Annotated in this window: 18 protein-coding genes; 5 read left to right on the top strand and 13 right to left on the bottom strand. The window is 71.2% G+C overall.

Going from position 1 to position 18,912, the window contains the following annotated elements; all coding sequences use genetic code 11:
• Positions 1–187: 187 nt before the first annotated feature.
• On the bottom strand, positions 188–775 hold the full coding sequence (locus ACZ6CV_RS10915; RefSeq protein ID WP_469250527.1) for a CGNR zinc finger domain-containing protein: 588 nt from the start codon (positions 773–775) through the stop codon (positions 188–190).
• A 113-nt stretch (positions 776–888) separates the two neighbouring features.
• Between ACZ6CV_RS10915 and ACZ6CV_RS10920 the strand changes: the two genes are divergently transcribed.
• The gene (locus ACZ6CV_RS10920) at positions 889–2,025 is read left to right on the top strand and encodes an NADH:flavin oxidoreductase (RefSeq protein WP_469250528.1); all 1,137 of its coding nucleotides are present in this window, start codon (positions 889–891) and stop codon (positions 2,023–2,025) included.
• A 287-nt stretch (positions 2,026–2,312) separates the two neighbouring features.
• Here ACZ6CV_RS10920 and ACZ6CV_RS10925 read toward each other — a convergent pair whose 3' ends face one another.
• From ACZ6CV_RS10925 to clpB, 11 genes are all read right to left on the bottom strand, one after another.
• Positions 2,313–2,726 (bottom strand): DUF3151 domain-containing protein, encoded by a 414-nt coding sequence (locus tag ACZ6CV_RS10925; protein WP_358709960.1) that lies wholly within the window; start codon positions 2,724–2,726, stop codon positions 2,313–2,315.
• Between the two features lie 77 nt (positions 2,727–2,803).
• Positions 2,804–3,835 (bottom strand): class II fructose-bisphosphate aldolase, encoded by a 1,032-nt coding sequence (gene fbaA / locus ACZ6CV_RS10930; protein WP_362374310.1) that lies wholly within the window; start codon positions 3,833–3,835, stop codon positions 2,804–2,806.
• Positions 3,836–3,926: 91 nt separating this feature from the next.
• Entirely contained in the window at positions 3,927–4,475 is a 549-nt protein-coding gene (pyrE, locus tag ACZ6CV_RS10935) for an orotate phosphoribosyltransferase (RefSeq protein WP_062774598.1), read from the bottom strand.
• 10 nt (positions 4,476–4,485) lie between these two features.
• Positions 4,486–5,274, bottom strand: coding sequence for an aldose epimerase family protein (locus tag ACZ6CV_RS10940; protein WP_469250529.1), 789 nt, complete (start codon positions 5,272–5,274; stop codon positions 4,486–4,488).
• Positions 5,275–5,299: 25 nt separating this feature from the next.
• Entirely contained in the window at positions 5,300–6,148 is an 849-nt protein-coding gene (locus tag ACZ6CV_RS10945) for an SRPBCC domain-containing protein (protein WP_469250530.1), read from the bottom strand.
• A 71-nt stretch (positions 6,149–6,219) separates the two neighbouring features.
• Complete coding sequence (locus ACZ6CV_RS10950) at positions 6,220–7,788, bottom strand: polyamine aminopropyltransferase (RefSeq protein WP_469250531.1); 1,569 nt, start codon at positions 7,786–7,788, stop codon at positions 6,220–6,222.
• A gap of 125 nt (positions 7,789–7,913) precedes the next feature.
• The gene (locus tag ACZ6CV_RS10955; RefSeq protein ID WP_469250532.1) at positions 7,914–8,438 is read right to left on the bottom strand and encodes a DUF2617 family protein; all 525 of its coding nucleotides are present in this window, start codon (positions 8,436–8,438) and stop codon (positions 7,914–7,916) included.
• Between the two features lie 381 nt (positions 8,439–8,819).
• On the bottom strand, positions 8,820–9,116 hold the full coding sequence (locus ACZ6CV_RS10960; RefSeq protein WP_469250533.1) for a hypothetical protein: 297 nt from the start codon (positions 9,114–9,116) through the stop codon (positions 8,820–8,822).
• 140 nt (positions 9,117–9,256) lie between these two features.
• Positions 9,257–10,468: an aminotransferase class I/II-fold pyridoxal phosphate-dependent enzyme gene (locus ACZ6CV_RS10965; RefSeq protein ID WP_469250534.1), complete on the bottom strand. Its 1,212-nt coding sequence runs from the start codon at positions 10,466–10,468 to the stop codon at positions 9,257–9,259.
• Between the two features lie 150 nt (positions 10,469–10,618).
• On the bottom strand, positions 10,619–11,161 hold the full coding sequence (locus ACZ6CV_RS10970) for a type III secretion system chaperone family protein (RefSeq protein WP_355811325.1): 543 nt from the start codon (positions 11,159–11,161) through the stop codon (positions 10,619–10,621).
• Between the two features lie 243 nt (positions 11,162–11,404).
• On the bottom strand, positions 11,405–14,020 hold the full coding sequence (clpB, locus tag ACZ6CV_RS10975) for an ATP-dependent chaperone ClpB (protein ID WP_469250535.1): 2,616 nt from the start codon (positions 14,018–14,020) through the stop codon (positions 11,405–11,407).
• Between the two features lie 185 nt (positions 14,021–14,205).
• Here clpB and ACZ6CV_RS10980 point away from each other — a divergent pair, with 185 nt between their 5' ends.
• The gene (locus ACZ6CV_RS10980; RefSeq protein WP_469250537.1) at positions 14,206–14,646 is read left to right on the top strand and encodes a pyridoxamine 5'-phosphate oxidase family protein; all 441 of its coding nucleotides are present in this window, start codon (positions 14,206–14,208) and stop codon (positions 14,644–14,646) included.
• 146 nt (positions 14,647–14,792) lie between these two features.
• Here ACZ6CV_RS10980 and ACZ6CV_RS10985 read toward each other — a convergent pair whose 3' ends face one another.
• Positions 14,793–15,152, bottom strand: a complete 360-nt coding sequence (locus tag ACZ6CV_RS10985; protein ID WP_362374287.1) for a hypothetical protein — start codon at positions 15,150–15,152, stop codon at positions 14,793–14,795.
• 373 nt (positions 15,153–15,525) lie between these two features.
• Here ACZ6CV_RS10985 and ACZ6CV_RS10990 point away from each other — a divergent pair, with 373 nt between their 5' ends.
• The 3 genes from ACZ6CV_RS10990 (at position 15,526) to ACZ6CV_RS11000 (ending at position 18,759) form a co-directional block, all read left to right on the top strand.
• The gene (locus ACZ6CV_RS10990) at positions 15,526–16,515 is read left to right on the top strand and encodes a helix-turn-helix transcriptional regulator (RefSeq protein ID WP_362374284.1); all 990 of its coding nucleotides are present in this window, start codon (positions 15,526–15,528) and stop codon (positions 16,513–16,515) included.
• A gap of 187 nt (positions 16,516–16,702) precedes the next feature.
• Positions 16,703–17,755, top strand: coding sequence for a helix-turn-helix transcriptional regulator (locus ACZ6CV_RS10995; RefSeq protein ID WP_469250538.1), 1,053 nt, complete (start codon positions 16,703–16,705; stop codon positions 17,753–17,755).
• A 68-nt stretch (positions 17,756–17,823) separates the two neighbouring features.
• On the top strand, positions 17,824–18,759 hold the full coding sequence (locus ACZ6CV_RS11000; RefSeq protein ID WP_469250539.1) for a helix-turn-helix transcriptional regulator: 936 nt from the start codon (positions 17,824–17,826) through the stop codon (positions 18,757–18,759).
• The last annotated feature ends 153 nt before the right edge of the window (positions 18,760–18,912 follow it).

Consider the following 18,912-nt stretch of genomic DNA (forward strand, 5'->3'; position numbering starts at 1 on the left):
TGTCTCCTCGATACGTGCTCCGGGTAGCGGTCCGCCCCTGCCGTTACCGGCACGGGGGCCCCGGTCCCCACCGGAATCTTCTGCAACTTTGCGGCAATCGGCAAGGGAGCAGGAAACCCGTACAGCACCGAAACGCGTACGGGACTGTCTGACCGGAACACTGCCGACTTCCCGGAACACTGCCGACTCAGTCCCGCACGCGGCGGCGCTCCCGGCAGGCCCGCAAGTGGGCGGCGTTCCCGCAGCCGCGCACCGAGTGCCAGACGCCGCTGTTGTTGCGGGAGCGGTCGTAGAACGCGGCCGCGCAGCCGGCGTTGCGGCAGATCTTCAGCCGCCGCCACACGCCCGTGGCCTGGGCGAGCAGCCCCTCGGCGAGGACGGCGGAGGCCAGCCAGCGCGCGCCCGCGCCCTCCGGCTCCACGGTCAGCGCGCCGTCCCCGGCGAGCGTGACCACCACCGGCGCGGAGGTGAACCGCACCGCGCCGCCGCCCTCGTCGCAGGCGGCGAGCGCCCGGCGCAGCTGGTCCCGCAGACAGCGCAGCTTCGGCAGGTCCTCCGCGGTCAGCACGAGACGTACGTCACCGCGGCCCGTCCCGCCCGCCCAGGACCGCACGGCCCGGTCGGCCCACTCCTGGGCGGCGTCGAGCGCCCCGTCGGCGAGCAGGTCGGCGGGGTCCGCCGGGTCGGCGGACGCGGTGTTCAGGAGCTCCTGGACGAGGGCGAGGCCGCCGGGCGCGGGAGCCAGGGAGAGACGCTCGGTCGCGGGCCAGTTCATGTGGTTCACGGTACCCGCCCTGGTTCGACAGGGGCAAAGCGCATACAGTGCTGTCAGACGCGAATGACCCCCCATTCGCGCCGGGACACCCTCGCAGCACCCCAGGAGAGCGCATGGACGCCACGGCCCCCACCGATCCGACCACCTCACGCGCCGCACGGATACTCGGCCGCCCCTTCGACATCAACGGCCTCACCCTCCGCAACCGGATCGCCATGGCGCCCATGACCCGCGAGTTCTCGCCGGACGGCGTGCCCGGCGCGGACGTGGCCGAGTACTACGCGCGGCGCGCCGCGGGCGGCGTCGGCCTGATCGTCACCGAGGGCACGTACGTCGACCACGCGTCGGCAGGCAGCAGTCACCGCGTCCCGCACTTCCACGGCGAGGCGGCCCTCGCGGGGTGGCAGCGGGTCGCCGAGGCCGTGCACGCGGCGGGCGGGAAGATCGTCCCCCAGCTGTGGCACGTGGGCGCCACCCGCGACGCGGGGCAGGGCCCGATCCCCTCCGCGCCCCCGGCGGGCCCCTCCGGCCTCGGCCTGGACGGCGAGGCGAAGGGCCACGCGATGACCGGCGCGGACGTCGACGCGGTGATCGAGGCCTTCGCCGACAGCGCGGCCGCGGCCGAGCGCATCGGCTTCGACGGCGTCGAACTGCACGGCGCGCACGGCTACTTGATCGACCAGTTCCTGTGGGGCGTCACCAACCGCCGCACGGACGGCTACGGCGGCGACCTCGCCTCCCGTACGCGCTTCGCCACGGAGATCGTCGAGGCGGTGCGGGCGGCGGTCTCGCCGACGTTCCCGGTGATCTTCCGCCTCTCGCAGTGGAAGGCGAACGCGTTCGACGCGAAGCTGGCGACGAGTCCCGCGGAACTGGAGTCCCTGCTGGCCCCGTTGGCCGCGGCGGGCGTCGACGCGTTCCACGCCTCCACGCGCCGCTACTGGCTCCCCGAGTTCGACGACACCGACCTGAACCTCGCGGGCTGGGCCAAGAAGCTCACCGGCAGGGCGACGCTGTCGGTCGGCTCGGTCGGCCTCGACAAGGAGTTCGTGGGCCCGCAGGGCTTCACGAAGGAGACCGCGTCGACCGGCATCGACCTGCTCCTCGACCGCATGGAGCGGGACGAGTTCGACGCGGTCGCGGTGGGCCGCGCGTTGATCGCGGACGCGGAGTGGGCCAACAAGGCGCTGACGGACCGCCTCGGGGAGGCGGCGCCCTACGAGGCGGGCCTGCTGCGCAGGCTGAGCTGATTGTCTTCTGCGGGCCCGCTTGGGCTGGTCGCGCAGTTCCCCGCGCCCCTAAAGACCACCCCCCGGCGGGCGGCGGCGTCCGGTTCGGCTGCGGGTTCGTCGTGGCTGGGCGCGCAGTTCCCCGCGCCCCTAAAACCCACCCCCGGCGCCCGGGGAGTGTCCGTCCGGCGCCGGGGTTGGTGTTTCAGCCCGTCCGGCGTTTGAGGACGAGGCCGTTCAGGCCGATGCGGGGGTCCGGGGGCGGAGCCCCCGGGGTGGTCGACCTCACCCCGGGGGATCCGCCGACGTCAGCCGAGCGTCTCCGCCGCGGTCTCCGAAGAGTCCCGCAAGAAGCCCGCGCAGCGCTCGTACTCCTCCTGCTCCCCGATCGCCTGCGCGGCCCGCGCCAACGCGTGCAGAGCGCGCAGGAAGCCCCGGTTGGGCTCGTGCTCCCACGGCACCGGGCCGTGCCCCTTCCAGCCCGCGCGCCGCAGCGAGTCCAGGCCCCGGTGATAGCCCGTACGGGCATACGCGTACGACTCGACGACGCCGCCCCGCTCGTACGCCGCGTCGGCGAGCTGCGCCCAGGCGAGCGAGGACGTGGGGTACTTCGCGGCGACGTCCGCGGGCGCCGCGCCGTTCGCGAGCAGCTCGCGCGGCTCGGGGTCGTCGGGCAGGTGGGTCGGGGGCGGTCCCCCGAGCAGATCCTTGTGAATGGCCATGGGTTCCAGTCTGCTGCATACGCGTACGGGCCCGGCACCCAGGGAAGGGTGCCGGGCCCGTACGGACGCCGTGGGCGTTACTTCAGCTTCGTCCCCGTGGAGCGCAGGTTCGCGCACGCCTCGGTGACGCGCGTGGCCATGCCCGCCTCGGCGGCCTTGCCCCAGGTGCGCGGGTCGTACGTCTTCTTCGAGCCGACCTCGCCGTCGACCTTCAGGACACCGTCGTAGTTGCGGAACATGTGGTCCGCGACGGGACGCGTGAACGCGTACTGCGTGTCCGTGTCGAGGTTCATCTTCACGACGCCGTTCTCCAGGGCGGTCGCGATCTCCTCGGCGGTGGAGCCGGAGCCGCCGTGGAACACGAAGTCGAAGGGCTGCGAACCCGCCGCCTTGCCGTGCTTGGCGGCGACGCCCTCCTGGAGGTCCTTGAGGAGCTCGGGACGCAGCACGACGTTGCCCGGCTTGTAGACGCCGTGCACGTTGCCGAAGGACGCGGCGAGCAGGTAGCGGCCCTTCTCGCCGAGGCCGAGGGCCTCCGCCGTACGCAGCGCGTCGTCGACCGTCGTGTACAGCTCGTCGTTGATCTCGTGCGTGACGCCGTCCTCCTCACCGCCGGTCGGGGTGATCTCCACCTCAAGGATGATCTTCGCGGCGGCGGCCTTCGCGAGCAGCTCCTGGCCGATGGCCAGGTTGTCGGCGAGGGTCTCGGCGGATCCGTCCCACATGTGCGACTGGAACAGCGGGTTGCGGCCGGCCTTGACGCGCTCGGCGGAGACGTCGAGCAGCGGGCGGACGTAGGTGTCCAGCTTGTCCTTGGGGCAGTGGTCGGTGTGCAGCGCGACGGTGACGTCGTACTTCGCGGCGACGATGTGCGCGAACTCGGCCAGCGCCACCGCGCCGGTCACCATGTCCTTGTTGTGCTGGCCACCCAGGAACTCCGCACCACCGGTGGAGATCTGGATGATGCCGTCGCTCTCGGCCTCCGCGAAGCCGCGCAGGGCCGCGTGCAGGGTCTGCGAGGAGGTCACGTTGATCGCCGGGTAGGCGAACTTGCCTGCCTTCGCCCGGTCGAGCATCTCGGCGTAGACCTCGGGGGTTGCGATGGGCATGTGTCCGCTCCTTGTGATGTGCGGGGTATGTGCTGGGCCCTGACCTAAGGGGGCGACGTCATCGTCGCCCCCATCTTTCCAGACGCGGGCCTCAGTCCAGGCCGAGGTCGTCCTTGGAGTACGCGAAGAGGTACGGCACGCCCGCGCCCTCGGTGATCTTCTCGCCGGCGCCGGTCGCCCGGTCCACGATCGTGGCGACGCCGACGACCTCGGCGCCCGCCTCGCGGACCGCCTCGACGGCGGTCAGCGGCGAGCCGCCGGTGGTGGAGGTGTCCTCGACGACCAGGACGCGGCGGCCCTTGATGTCCGGGCCCTCGACGCGCCGCTGCATGCCGTGCGCCTTGGCGGCCTTGCGCACCACGAAGGCGTCCAGGCGCTTGCCGCGGGCAGCCGACGCGTGCAGCATCGCGCCCGCGACCGGGTCGGCGCCCATGGTCAGGCCGCCGACGGCGTCGAAGTCGAGGTCGGCGGTGAGGTCCAGGAGGACCTGGCCGACCAGCGGGGCGGCCTCGCCGTCGAGGGTGATCCGGCGAAGGTCGATGTAGTAGTCGGCCTCCAGGCCGGAGGAGAGCGTCACCTTGCCGTGCACGACGGCCTTGTCCTTGATCTGCTGCAGCAGCTCGCCGCGTACGTCAGTCATGCCCAAGAGCTTAAAGCCGCCGCCAGGTCCAGGTCGTCGCCGTCTCCAGCGGCTCGATCGGGGTGACCAGGCGCGGGTCGGTGTTGAGCCCGTTCGGCGGCCCGGTCTGCGGCTCCACGCAGACCGCGGCCTCCTGCTCGTCGTAGACGACGGCCCACTGCTCGCGGCTGGTGACGCGCAGCTCCAGCTGCTCGGGCCAGGTCAGCGTGACGTCCACCCCCTCGGGCATGCCGAAGCAGTCGTCCCAGGGGCCGGGCTTCGGGTCGACGCGGCGGCCGGTGGGCAGGTGGTCGTCGCCGCGCTCCTCCTGCCAGGCGGCGGTGAAGTCGACCCGCACGTCCTCGCCGCCGAGGTTCCGGTTGAACCACGGGTGCCAGCCGGCCTGCGCGGGGAAGGAGCCGCCGCGCGTCTCGATGCCGAGCCGCAGCGTCAACGCCTCCTCGGTGAGTTCCACGATCTGGGTGACGCGGCCCGGGTAGGGCCAGGGGTCGGTCAGGTCGTACGTGAAGACCGCCTCGCCCGCGCCGGTACGGGCGGTGCGCCACTCGGCGTCCCGGCCGAAACCGTGGATGGCGTGCGGCGGCGAGTTCAGCGGCATCTGGTGGACGGTCGCGCCGTCGTGGAACCGCCCGTCCCGGATGCGTCCGCACCACGGCACCATCGGGAAGCAGCCGTACTTCTTCCCCTGCCGCAGCAGCTCGACGCCGCCGACGCGCAGGCCGGTGATGCGGCAGCCGTTGCCCGGCTGCACCGTCAGTTCCGCGTCGCCCGCGGTCAGGATCACGTCTTCGGTACTCACGGAGGCGACCCTACGGCGTCAAGGGTCAGCGGCGGCGGCGCAGGGCCCGGCCCACGACGATGGCCGAGGCCACCGCGAGGGCGGCGGCGGGCGCGGCCCAGCGCAGGGTGGCGCTAGCGGTGAGGGCCTCGGGGGCGGGCGCCGGCGCGTACCGGCCGCGGGGCGGGGCGTGGTCGACCTCTTCGGCGCTGCGGCCGATCATGGTGCGGCGGGCGTGGGCGGCCTCGGCGGGCGGTACGTCGAGGTCGTCGATGTCGTCCAGGTCGTCGAGTTCGTCGATGTTCTCGATGTCCTCGGCGTCGGCGGCCTCGGCCTCGGCGATGACGTCGTCGGCGTCGCCCACGTCGGGCAGGTCGTCGAGGTCGTCGTCGTCCTCATCGATCTCGTCGCCGTCGTCGATCTCGTCGGCCTCGTGGATTCCGTCGGCCTCGTCGGCCTCGTCCGGCGCCGTGTCGGGCGGTGCCGCGGCCGCGAGGCCCTCGCCGAAACGTTCGAGCAGCCGGTGCATCGCCGCCTCGACGGTCTCGGGGGCGCCCTCGGTGATCCGCCCGTCCGCCGTCGCGCTCCCGTCGAAGGCGAGGGTCGTCCCCTCCGTGCCCTGCACGAGCCGCAGCGCGAGGGACAGCTTCACGGTGCCGGACCCGCGCACCTCGGCGCCCTCGGCCCGCAGCGCGTACGCCCCGTCGGAGCCGGGCTCGACCGTGGCGGTCCCGCGATACGTGATGGAGTGCCCGCCGACGCGCACCTTGAGGCGCCCGGAGAGCGGATCCGCCGCCTCCTCCGCGTCGCGCTGAAGCCCCGGTACCGCCCCGGCGACCCGCTCGGGGTCGGCCAGGACCTGCCGGAGCCGCTCTGCCGAAACCGGAACGAACACCTCATGCTCCATGTCAACCGAGCCTACCCACGAGTCAGCCACTTGTACGTCAGTTCGTCGGACGTTGTACTTCAGTTCGCGTAACGCGGATGTACGAGCGTGGACGGCACGAGCCCGGTCTGCCTGCTCCGCTCGGCCGAGCGCACCCCGGCGCGCACCACCTCGGATCCGGCCGCGTGCAACAGGACCGGCCGGGTCCGCGAGGCGAGCACGAAGCCCCAGTCCCTCGGCGCCCGGCCGCCCCGGGCGGTGCGGTCGGGCCCGGCGGCGAACCCGGACTCGCGGCCGCCGACGCGGTAGGGCACGGTCCGCAGGCCCGCCGCGCGCAGCGTCGTCTCCACCGTCCAGAAGGTGCGCGGGCGGGAGGAGAGCGGCCCGGCGTGCACGGCGAGCCTGCCGGTGTCGGCGAGGACGTGGGTGGCGAGGCCGTAGAACTCCTGGGAGTACAGCTTCGTGCTGGCGGTGATGCCGGGGTCCGGCAGGTCGGAGACGACCACGTCGTACGTCCCGCGCGCGGAGCGCAGCCAGCGGAACGCGTCGGCGTTCACCACGTGGACCCGCGGGTCGCGGTAGGCGTGGCCGTTCAGCCGGCTCAGCGCCGGGTCGTGCCGGGCGAGGTCGATCACGCCCGCGTCCAGCTCGACGATGTCGAGGCGGCGCACGCCGGGGTGGCGCAGGATCTCGCGCGCCGCCAGGCCGTCGCCGCCGCCGAGGACGAGGACGCGCGCGTGCGGCCCGCGCATCGCGGGGGAGACCAGACCCTGGTGGTAGCGCTTCTCGTCGCGGCCGCTGATGCGCAGCCTGCCGTCCAGGAAGAGGGTGAGGGGGCGCCGCTTCCCGCCGGTGAGGACGACCTCCTGGACGTCGGTCTGCACGGCGACGCGGATGTCCCCGCCGTACACCGCGCGCCGGGCGGCCCGCTCGAAGTCGTCGACGAGCACGGCGGCGGAGGCGAGCAGGGAGAGGACGACGACGTTCGCGGTGAGGAGCGCCCAGCGGCCGCGCACGCTGAGGTCGCGCCGGAACAGGCCGAACACCAGCGCGCCGCCCACCAGGGCGTTGACCGCGCCGGTGAACAGGGCGCCGGTCAGCTGGCCGAAGAACGGCAGCAGCAGGAAGGGAAAGGCGAGGCCGCCGACGAGGGCGCCCACGTAGTCGGCGGCGAAGAGGTCGGCGACGGCGCCGCTGGCGTCCTGGCGCCGGATGCGCTGGATGAGGACCATGAGCAGCGGCACCTCGGCGCCGATGAGGACGCCGATGGCGAGGGAGAAGCCGACGAGGAGGTACCGCGAACCGCCGGACCACACCCCGCCCCGGTCGCCGGTCCACGCGAACGCCGCGTACAGCGCCATGGCACTGCAGCCGCCGGTCAGCGCGAGCGCCGACTCCACGAGGCCGAACCAGACGGAGGCGCGGCACCGCAGCCGCTTGGCGAGCAGCGAGCCGACGCCCATGGCGAAGACCATCACGGAGAGCACGACGGAGGCCTGGGTGACGGAGTCGCCGATCAGGTAGGAGGCGAGGGCGACCAGTTCGAGTTCGTAGACGAGGCCGCAGGCAGCGCAGACGAACACGCCCGCGAGGACGAAGAACCGTCCTGTCTGGGGCGAGACCGGCAACCGCGTCGACGACTCGAGCACGCCAGGAACGCTACGTCACGGCATGCTCACTACGGGTCCCCCACAGGGGTGTAACTCCCGCTCCATGCCGGGCACATGTGCGCGAATTCGCCCTCGGCCTCGCACCTGACCTCGCCCGTGGGGCGTCACAGTGCCGCGGACATCGGCATGCGCACGCCCACCCGGGTCCGGGTCGCCACCAGCTGGCCCTCCTGCGGATACGCGTGCCACGTACGCCACATGAGCGCGTCCTCGTCCCGCTGCGCCAGCATCGCCGTGAAGGCGTACGGGCTGCCGGGGAACTTTCCGGCGAGACCGTGCGGGTGTTCGGCGACGAGAGCGAGCAACTCCTGTGCTCTGCCGACGAACTGACCGTGCGACAACGTTTCTACGCGCGCCGCGAACTCGTACTCCCATTCGCCCATGCGCTTGGAGACGCCGAGCGGGAGCGGGGTGCTGCTGCCGGGGATACAGGCCACCGTCTCCGAACAGCCGCCTTGCTCCTCCTCCAGGAGGACTTGGTGGGAGGCGCCGAGCAGTCTCAACTGCATCTTCGCGCCGCCCAGTTCGAGGTCGAGGGTGGCGAGTGCGGGCAGGGGCTCGCGTCCCAGGGCCCAGGCCAGGTCCTCGGCGCGCGTGTCGGTGTACGCAGTCTTCAGGGTCGTGAGCATGGGTCGGCTCCGCTAACACTCAATGGAGGTGGGGCCGGCGCACCCGGTATGGGCACCGGGAGGTCGGGATGCCGGCTCGTGCCCACGAGAACGTCATCTGACGGGTTTCCAGAACACGGTCCGCGAAACCTGCGACGCACGAGGGCGGTGCTGACGGACAAGAGGGAATCATGGTCGGCGACGCTGCCACAGCGCTTTTACCCAACTTCGTGGGGTTTCCATCCCGATGAGGGCCGCACAGTTCAACTGTTCAGTACGGCAATCACAGCACGGCTCCTGAGCACGCCCCCGTCGCACTCCTCCCCCGACACCGAAGCGCCCGGCGGGAAACGTCCGCCCCCGCCGGGCACTTCGTCGGATCGGTGGACCAGCTGCCCCGTGTCAGCTGCCTCCGCCGCATCCGCCCCCGCCGCCTCCGCACGAGGAACCGCCCCCGCACGAGGACCCGCTGCTCCCGCAGGACGACCCGCCTCCGCAGGAATGCCCGCCGTGATGACCACCGTGGTGCCCGCCGCCCCCGCTGTCACCGCCCCCGGCCCACCAACTGCCCCCACCCGCCGAGCCGCTCGCCGCACCGCCGCCGCCCCACCCGCGGTGCGCCTTGCCGCCCTTCTTGCGGCCGGACACCACGGCCAGCACGACGACGACCACCCCGATGAGGATGAAGAAACCGATCACGGCCACCACACTCCTTATGTTCCCCCGAAGCAGGTCCCCCGTGGGCCGTGCTCCGTGCGTGCCAGGGGGATGCCCGTGCCCACACCCGCGCAAAGCAGAGTTGAGGAACTCCAGAGGTTACGTCCGTCCTTCGCCGTCCCTCACCGCGCGCCGATCAGTTGGGCCACCGCGGTGCGCAGGGACTGTTCCCGCTTGCAGAGTGAGAAGCGGACGAGCCAGGACGGGGCGTTCGGGGTCAGGTAGAAGGCTGAGGTGGGGATGGCCACGACGCCTGCTCGCTCCGGCAGTTCGCGGCAGAACCGCACGCCGTCCTCGTACCCCCACGGCCGTACGTCCGCCTGGACGAAATAGCCGGCCTCGGCGCGGAAGGGGCGCAGGCCCGCCCGGGTCAGGCCGTCGGTCAGGAGGTCCCGGTTGCGGCGCAGGGTGCCGCGCAGTTCCGCCGCCCAGCCCTCCACCGAGCCCAGCGCGCGGGCCAGCGCCTCCTGGTACGGGGTACCCGAGGCGTACGTCAGGAACTGCTTCGCGGCCCCCACCGCGGCGACCAGCGGGGCGGGACCGCAGACCCAACCCACCTTCCACCCGGTCGTGTTGAAGGTCTTGCCGGCCGAGGAGACGATCAGCGTCCGCTCCCGCATGCCCGGCAGCGACGCGATGGGCAGGTGCCGCGCGCCCTCGTCGTACACGAGGTGCTCGTACACCTCGTCCGTGATCACCGTGAGCGCGTGCTCCCGCGCGACGTCGGCGACGACGGCCAGCTCGTCCGGCGTGAACACCTTGCCCGTGGGGTTGTGCGGCGTGTTCAGGATGAGCACGCGCGTGCGCGCGGAGACCGCGGCGCGCAGCGCGTCGGCGTCCAGGGCGAAGCCGTCGCCGTCGAGGACGAGGGGGACGCCCACGAGCCGGGCGCCGGCCAGCCGCGCGTCGGCGGCGTACGCGTCGTAGCAGGGGTCGAACGCGACGATCTCGTCCCCCGGGTCGCAGAGCGCGAGCAGCGCCGCGGCCAGGGCCTCCGTCGCGCCGGTGGTGACGAGCACCTCGCCCGCGGGCCGGTAGTCGAGCCCGTACCGGCGCAGCTGGTGCGCGGCGATCGCCTCGCGCAGGGCGGGGAAGCCGACGGCGGGCGGGTACTGGTTGGCGCCGGACAGCACGGCGTCCGCGACGTCCTTGAGGAGTTGAGGCGGACTGGGCAGCTCCGGGACGCCCTGGCCGAGGTTGACCGCACCGGTGCGGCGGGCCAGCTCCGTCATCTCCGTGAAGATCGACGTTCCCATGCCCCGCACCCGCGCGGCCGGTGCCCATTCCTTCGAGCCCACGACGCCGCGTGCGTCGGCGGTCCCCAGCGATTCCATGCCACCCTGCTTCCCGAGTCGGTTGTAGCCGAGAGGACCAGGCTACGGACGCCCCCGCCCCGGCCACGACGAGAGCCCGGCCGAAGAGCGCCCACCTGGTGGTGTGCGCCCCGGCCGGGCTCTCGCTCGCGTCTTCCGCCGCGGGGCCGCTCAGGCCTCGTCGTCGCCGGGCTTCTCCTCGCCGTCGGCGGCGTCGACGTCGGCCTCAAGGCCGAGCTGCTCGACGAGCCAGCGGTCGAACTCGATCGCGGCGCGCACCCAGCTGACCGTGGACGACACGAAGTGCTCCAGGGAGACACCGGTGCCGATCAGCATCTGGGCCTCGCCGATGAGGCGGACCGTGCCGTCGTCGTGCGTGTGGCTGTAGACCTTCGGCCACAGCGTGCGGCGGTTCCAGTCGTCGATCGACTCGAGAAGCTGCTGCTTCTCCTCGATCTGGTGCGGCCGGTCGTAGAACGTCCGCACGGAGAAGACCTGCTGGTCGTCCTCACCGCGGAACATGAAGTACGTACGGAACTCCTCCCACGGCGCCGCGAGGTCACCCTCGTCGTCGACGACGTGCTTGAGCTCCATCTGGTCCAGGAGCTGCTTGACCAGGTCCTGGTCGGGGACGACGGGGCCCGCCGGTCCTGCGCCCTGCTGCGGATCGGGCTGGCCCCCGAAATTCGGAATGGAGGACGGGTCGATGCTCACGTTCTTGTGTCCCTTCGTACGGATTGCCGCCATCCTCTCCCAGGAGGCCCCCCGGGGGGCAAGCCCGGCGCTGCGTCTGCCCGGTTCCCGCCGTACCCGGCCGCCGGCCGTGGTCCGTCCTCGCGCAGTTCCCCGCGCCCCTGAAGGGGCGCGCAGCGCCCTCCCAGGGGCGCGGGGAACTGCGCGAGCGACCACGAAGCCGCCGCACCCGGCAGAGACCCGGACCAGGCAGACGAGATGCCGTTACAAAGACTTGCCGGAGGAGGAACCCGTCGCCGGGCCCACGATGAGTCCGTCCCCGGCGTGGTCCACGCGGACCACGTCCCCGTCCTTCACCTCACCCGCGAGGATCTCCTTCGCGAGCCGGTCGCCGATCGACGTCTGGATGAGGCGCCGCAGCGGCCGCGCCCCGTACGCCGGGTCGTTGCCCTCGTCCGCCAGCCAGGCCAGCGCCTCGGGCGAGACCTCCAGGGTGAGCCTGCGGTCGGCGAGCCGCTTGGCGAGCCGGTTGATCTGCAGCTCGGCGATGTGCGCCAGCTCGTCCTTGCTGAGCGCGGAGAAGACCACGAGGTCGTCGAGCCGGTTGAGGAACTCCGGCTTGAAGGAGGCCCGCACGACCTCCAGGACCTGCTGCTTCTTCTCCTCCTCGGAGGTGAGCGGCTCCACCAGGTACTGGCTGCCGAGGTTGGACGTCAGCACCAGGATGGTGTTGCGGAAGTCCACCGTCCGCCCCTGGCCGTCGGTCAGCCGGCCGTCGTCGAGCACCTGCAGCAGGACGTCGAAGACCTCGGGGTGCGCCTTCTCGACCTCGTCGAGGAGTACGACGCTGTACGGGCGCCGCCGCACCGCCTCCGTCAGCTGGCCGCCCTCGCCGTACCCGACGTAGCCGGGCGGGGCGCCGACGAGCCGGGCCACGCTGTGCTTCTCGCCGTACTCGCTCATGTCGATGCGGACCATGGCCCGCTCGTCGTCGAAGAGGAAGTCCGCGAGCGCCTTGGCGAGCTCGGTCTTGCCGACACCGGTCGGGCCGAGGAACAGGAAGGAGCCGGTCGGCCGGTCGGGGTCGGCGATCCCGGCGCGGGTGCGCCGCACGGCGTCGGAGACGGCCCGCACGGCCTCGGTCTGCCCGATGAGCCGCTTGCCGAGCTCGTCCTCCATGCGAAGCAGCTTCTGCGTCTCGCCCTCCAGGAGGCGGCCTGCGGGGATGCCGGTCCACGCGCCGACGACATCGGCGATGTCGTCCGGGCCGACCTCCTCCTTCACCATGAGGTCCTTGGCCTGAACGGCCTCCTCCTCGGCCTCCGAGGCGACCTCCAGGTCGTGCTCCAGGGTCGGGATCTCGCCGTAGAGCAGCTTGGACGCGGTGTCGAAGTCGCCGTCGCGCTGGGCGCGCTCGGCCTGGCCGCGCAGCTCGTCGAGCCGCTCCTTCAGCTCACCGACGCGGTTGAGGGACTGCTTCTCCTTCTCCCAGCGTGCGGTGAGGCCGCGCAGCTCCTCCTCCTTGTCGGCGAGGTCGCGCCGCAGCTTCTCCAGACGCTGCCTGCTGGCCGGGTCCGTCTCCTTGCCGATCGCCAGCTCCTCCATCTTCAGCCGGTCGACGGCGCGCTGGAGCTCGTCGATCTCGACGGGCGAGGAGTCGATCTCCATGCGCAGCCGGGACGCGGCCTCGTCGACGAGGTCGATGGCCTTGTCGGGCAGGAAGCGCGAGGTGATGTACCGGTCGGAGAGGGTGGCGGCGGCGACGAGCGCGCTGTCGGCGATCTGGACCTTGTGGTGCGCCTCGTACCGCCCCTTGAGCCCGCGCAGGATCGCGATGGAGTCCTCGACGGACGGCTCGGCGACGAGGACCTGCTGGAAGCGGCGCTCCAGGGCGGGGTCCTTCTCGATCCGCTCGCGGTACTCGTCGAGGGTGGTCGCGCCGACCATCCGCAGCTCGCCGCGGGCGAGCATCGGCTTGAGCATGTTCCCGGCGTCCATGGCGGAGTCGCCGCCCGCGCCGGCCCCGACGACGGTGTGCAGCTCGTCGATGAAGGTGATGATCTGCCCGTCGCTCTCCTTGATCTCGGAGAGGACGGTCTTGAGGCGCTCCTCGAACTCGCCGCGGTACTTCGCGCCCGCGACCATCGCGCCGAGGTCCAGGGAGACGAGCCGCTTGTTCTTCAGCGACTCGGGGACGTCCCCCTTCACGATGCGCTGGGCGAGCCCCTCGACGACGGCGGTCTTGCCGACGCCTGGCTCGCCGATGAGGACGGGGTTGTTCTTGGTCCGCCGCGAGAGCACCTGCACCACGCGCCGGATCTCCTGGTCCCGCCCGATGACCGGGTCGAGGCGCCCTTCGCGGGCGGCGGCGGTGAAATCGGTGCCGAACTTCTCCAGGGCCTTGTACTGACCCTCGGGGTCGGGTGTGGTCACCCGGCGCCCTCCCCTGCTCTTCTCGAATGCGGCCAGCAGCTTCTTGCTGCCGGCTCCGTGCTGTGTCAGGACGTCCCCGGCCTTGCCGCCCTCGGCCGCGACGCCGATGAGCAGGTGCTCGGTGGAGAGGTAGTCGTCGCCGAGCTCCTTGGCGCGCTTGGCGGCGTCGGCGACGACGGCCAGCATCTCGCGGTCGGGCTGCGGCGGCGAGACGGTCGACCCGGTGACGCTGGGCAGCGCCGCGAGGGCCCGCTCGGTGTCCGCGCGCACGGCCGCCTGGTCGGCGTCGACCGCGGCGAGCAGGTCGGTGATGTTCTCGTTGTCCTGCCCCTCCAGCAGCGCGAGCAGCAGGTGCGCGGGGGTGAGATCCGGGTGCCCGTCCTGCACGGCGCGGCGGGTGGCCGCGTTGATCGCGTCCCGGCTCCTGTTGGTCAGCTCGGCGTCCACGTGCGCTTCTCCTCCTTACGGGGTTCCTTACGGGTCCGATCAGGTCGTCGTCCTACGGCTCTACGGGTTCCACGCACCCGCGTCCGTAACACCGACCCGAACACTGACTTGGTCAACGTACACAAAGTTGAGTCTATTCCACTCAAGGAGGGTCCGGGAAGGCCGGGCGGCTATGTTCCGTAGCCATGTCGTCGAACACCGCTCCCGCCGCCCCTCGCATCGACCCGCGGAATCCGCCCGAGCCCTATCTCAGCTTCTGGCGTGAACGGCACGTCTGCACCCTGACGACCCTGCGCCCGGACGGCACGCCGCACGTGGTGCCGGTGGGCGTGACGTACGACCCGGAGGCGGGCGTCGCCCGGGTCCTGGCGCGCAGGACGAGCCGCAAGATCGCGCACGTCCTCGCGGCGACGGGCCCGGACGGCGCCGGAGCGCGGGTGGCGGTGTGCCAGTTCGAGGGCCGGCGGTGGGCGACGCTGGAGGGCCGGGCGGTGATCAGGACGGAGCCGGCGGCGATCGCGGAGGCGGAGGAACGGTACGAGGAGCGGTACGGCCGCAGGCCGTCACCGAACCCGGAGCGGGTGCTGATGGAGATCACGGTGACGCGGGCGATGGGGAAGGCGTGAGGCCTCCCGGCCGGGGCGGCGGGGTGGGCCGGGGCGGGGCGGGGTGACCTGGGGGCACACCACAGCGGCGCCACCGTGTTCAGGTCCACGGTGACGCCGCTGCTGGGGGAAGCGCCTGCGCGATTTACAACGACGGGGGAATCGCGTCAGGCACTGCGGGGGGTGGCTGTGATGTTGTCCTGGGCGCTCGCGGCGTCCCGGCCCTGCCGGTCCTGACCGCCGCCGACCACCTGGTGGTCACGCCGGTCGAGGTTGACGAAGACCATCCCGTACCGAATGGCACACCGCACGGGCTGCGGCGCCCCGCGGGGCCTGCGCAGGCACCGGTAGGCCCTTATCTCTTCCTCGTCGTCACGGGTGACGACGATCGGCTCGCCGAGCAGCGTCACCATCAACGAGTCGCCGCGGTGGGGGATCGCGGTCACAAGATCGATGAAGTGCCAGCCGGAACGGTAGGCGGTGGCCATTTCTCGGCGGAAGGTACGGTCGTCGGGAGGGGTGCTCATGCGACGCCGCCTCCCTTCGAGGTCGACGCCCAGATGATGTCTTCCGTGGACACGGAGTTCCAGATCACGTCATTGTGCGGACCGGACCCCCAGACCACATCCGGCGGGGCCGCGGACACGGCCGACACGGTGCGTTCAGTGGCATCGGCATCCGGGAGCGCGCCCACAACACTGAAGGCGCTGACAGCCAACCCAACGGAGAAGGCACAAACAAGTACCGAGCGAAGCTTTCCCTGGCGCATAGCGGGCTTCGTCCTCACTTCCATCGCGACTCTCCCCCGGCCTTCCATGACGATGGCTCATTCAGCCATGCGAACACCACAGGACCGATGCATCATGTTCCTGCACGTTCAGGACCCTGGGGGGTGGAGCTATGCCAACAAACAGCCCAATTAGGGCACATTCACACGCCATGGCCGAACTATGCGATGAAGGCAAGCGGCTCTACGCCAGCGCTCTACGTACCGGACGTATCCGGCGCACCGAAGCGGAAGCCACTCCTTGCCTTATGGATTTCGCGCTTCTGGTCCCCGATCCGGACGATGCGGAGTGGCTCCGCCCTGTTCCGCCCACTTCGGCCCTCGCCCAGCGGCTCCGCCCCATCGAGCGCGAGATCCAGGAGCGGAGGGCGCTCGCCAACGATCTCGCCGACGCTTTCGAGCCATTCATGGCCATCACCGCCCAGGACCGGCCGACCGCCCACTCGATCACCGTTCTTGAAGGCGCGAGCCGCATCAACGGAGCCATACAAGTCGCCATAGCCGAATGCCAGTCGGAGGTCATCACCGTCCAACCCGGCGGCGGCCGCAGCGAGGCGATCGTCACGGAAGCGGTGAAGCAGAGCCAGAGCATCCTCGACCGAGGCATCAGGATGCGTACGCTGTATCAGCACACGGCGCGCCACAGCCAGACCACCATCGCCTACGCCGAGCACATGCGGCAAGGCAAGGTGGAGGTACGCACCCTCGAGGAGCTCATCGAACGCCTGATGATCTTCGACCGGACCGTCGCCTTCATCCCGGCCCGCGAGGATCGCCAAACAGCCCTGGAACTCCGCCATCCCGGACTGGTCCAGTACCTGGCCAACGTCTTCGAGCAGCTCTGGCAGCGGGCCTCACCACTGCTCGACGAGGCGCCCTACGCACCGTCCACCGACGGCATCACCGGCGTCCAGCGCTCCATAGCCAAACTCCTCATCGAGGGCCACGTCGACGAGGCCATCGCCCGCCGCCTCGGCATGAACGTCCGCACCTGCCGCGCCCACATCGCCAAGATCGCCGCAGCACTGGGCAGCGGAAGCCGGGCCCAACTCGGCTACTTGATCGCCCAGTCCGGGATGCTCGCCCCGGACCAGCCGAAGTGAGCGTCAGACCCGGCGCCCTCTTCCCCGCTGCGGAGGCCGCTGCCCACCTCGGTCTGGACGCCTCACTCACCGGCCGGGGATTCTCCACCCCGCATCGCGACATCCCACGGTGGAACAAACCCAATCCGTAACACCGTGACCCCGCTTACAATCGCGACGCTTCAGCCAGGGGGGAGGAGCACGGAGTATGCGCTGGGAGCATGTACCGCACGAAATCGAAGAACTCTGCGAGACGGGCTCAGCCACGTACGCCCGCGCCCTGCGCGAACGGCGCGTGCGCAGGACCGACGCTGGAAGCGCCCCGTGTCTGGTCGACTTCGGCCTCCTCCGCCCCAGCCCCGACGATGCGGAGTGGCTGCTCCCCACCCCGCCGGGTGTGGCCTTGCCCCGCCTGCTCCGCACCATCGAAGCCCGCATCAGCCAAGAGCGGATGCGCGAGGAGAACCTGGCCGAGGCGTTCGAAGCCTTCCTCGGGCTCGAGACCGGGCCCGTCAGTCGCGGGACCGCCTCTCTCACCGTGCTGGACAGCATGGCGCGCATCGACGCGGCCATAGACGCGGCCGTCGCGAGTGCCTCCCAAGAGGTCCTCATCATCCAGCCAGGTGGCGCCCGGCGCCCCAAACACATGGCCGAGTCTCTCCCCAGGGCTGAGGAGGTCCTCTCCAAGGGCGCCCGCATGCGGACCCTCTACCAGCACACGACGCGCTACTCATTGCCGGCGCTCGCCCACTACGAACAGCTGCAAGGCGATGTGGAAGTACGCACGCTGAGTGAAGTGTCCGAGCGTCTGTTCATCTTCGACCGGACCACGGCCTTCATTCCGGCGTCCAGCGACCGCAGTCACAAAGTAGCCCTGGAACTACGGCACCCCGCTGTGGTCAACGCCCTCGTCATCATGTTCCAACAGCTGTGGAGCCTGGCCACCCCCATGTTCCCCCTGCCGGCCCCGCAACCCGCGCAGAGGGGTGTCACTGCCCGGCAACGAGCGATCGCGGCGCTCCTGATCGAGGGACTCACGGACAACGAGATAGCGGCCCGCCTGGGATTGAACGTTCGGACCGCCCGAGTGCACATCGCGAAGCTGGCCGCCAAACTCGGCAGTCGCAGCCGTGCGGAACTCGGCTATCTCATCGGCCAGTCGAAGATCCTCGCCGAGTTCCCCTCCGAAGAGACGGCTCGGCATCACAGATCTGCGGAGGTCCCCGGCGCCGCACCGGAGAGGAACGGGGGCACCACCTGATGCGACAGCACGTTCCCCACGACGCCGAGGAGCTCTGCGGTACGGGCTCGGCTCTCTACGCGCGAGCGTTGCGCGAGGGCCGCATTCCGCGTGAAGACGTCGAGGTCGCACCCTGCCTGGTCGACTTCGGGTTGCTCCATCCCGAACTCGACGATGTGCGATGGCTGCGGCCGGCCACGCCGCATGCCGTCCTCTCGCAGCTCGTGCGCACGATCGAGAACCGCATTGTCACCCATCGGGAACGTGAAGAGATGCTCACAGCGGCGTTCCGGCCGTTCTTGGCCCTCGACGCCGAGCGCCGCTCGCCCGAGCCTGACGACGATCCCGGCATAGCCGTCCTCTCCGGCGCGCAACGCATCAACACGGCTGTTGCCCACGCCATGGGTGAAGCAACGGACGAGTTCCTGGCCGTCCAGCCCGACAACTCACGGCAACCGCAGGAGTTGGCCACCGCCCTTGCCCAGGGCCTGCCTGCCCTGCCCCGCAACTGTCGTATGAGAACCCTCTGTCAGAAAGCGACCAGTCCTTCCCGCGCGCCCCTCGCGCAGCTCCATCGGCTGCGGGGTGACGTTGAAGCCCGCACGCTCGACGAGGTGACCGAACCCCTCCTCATCTTCGACCGGACCGTGGCCTTCATCCCGATGGGCCAGTACCGCAGGGACGCTCTCGAATTGCGCAATCCGGCTCTCGTCCAGTACTTCGCCACCACGTTCTGGCGGCTGTGGGGACTGGCGGCCCCTTTGTGGACGCGGCGCGCCGCCCCCTCGGAGAACCGGGAAGCCACCCCGAGAAGCCCGGCGGGCGGCATGACCACGATCCAGCACACGGTCGCCACCCTCCTCGTCGAAGGCCTCACCGACGCCGAGATCGCCGGCCGTCTCGGCATGAACATCCGCACCGCCCGCGTCCACATCGCCAAACTCGCCGCCACCCTCGGCAGCCACAGTCGCGCCCAACTCGGGTATCTCATCGGGCAGTCGGGGATCCTCGGTCGGGGCGAGTGAAGCGTCCGGTGTGTGGGCATATGGGACCGTTCGCGTCCCCCTCAGCTCGCTGCACGGCAACAAAATGGCGCTTCCCGCGCCCGGGCGGGGCGGGCAGGCTGGCCGTGGCGGAAGGGGGCTCCAGCCGGCGTCCATCCGCCCGGCGAACCGTCC

This window comes from Streptomyces sp. NPDC041713, assembly GCF_055591085.1.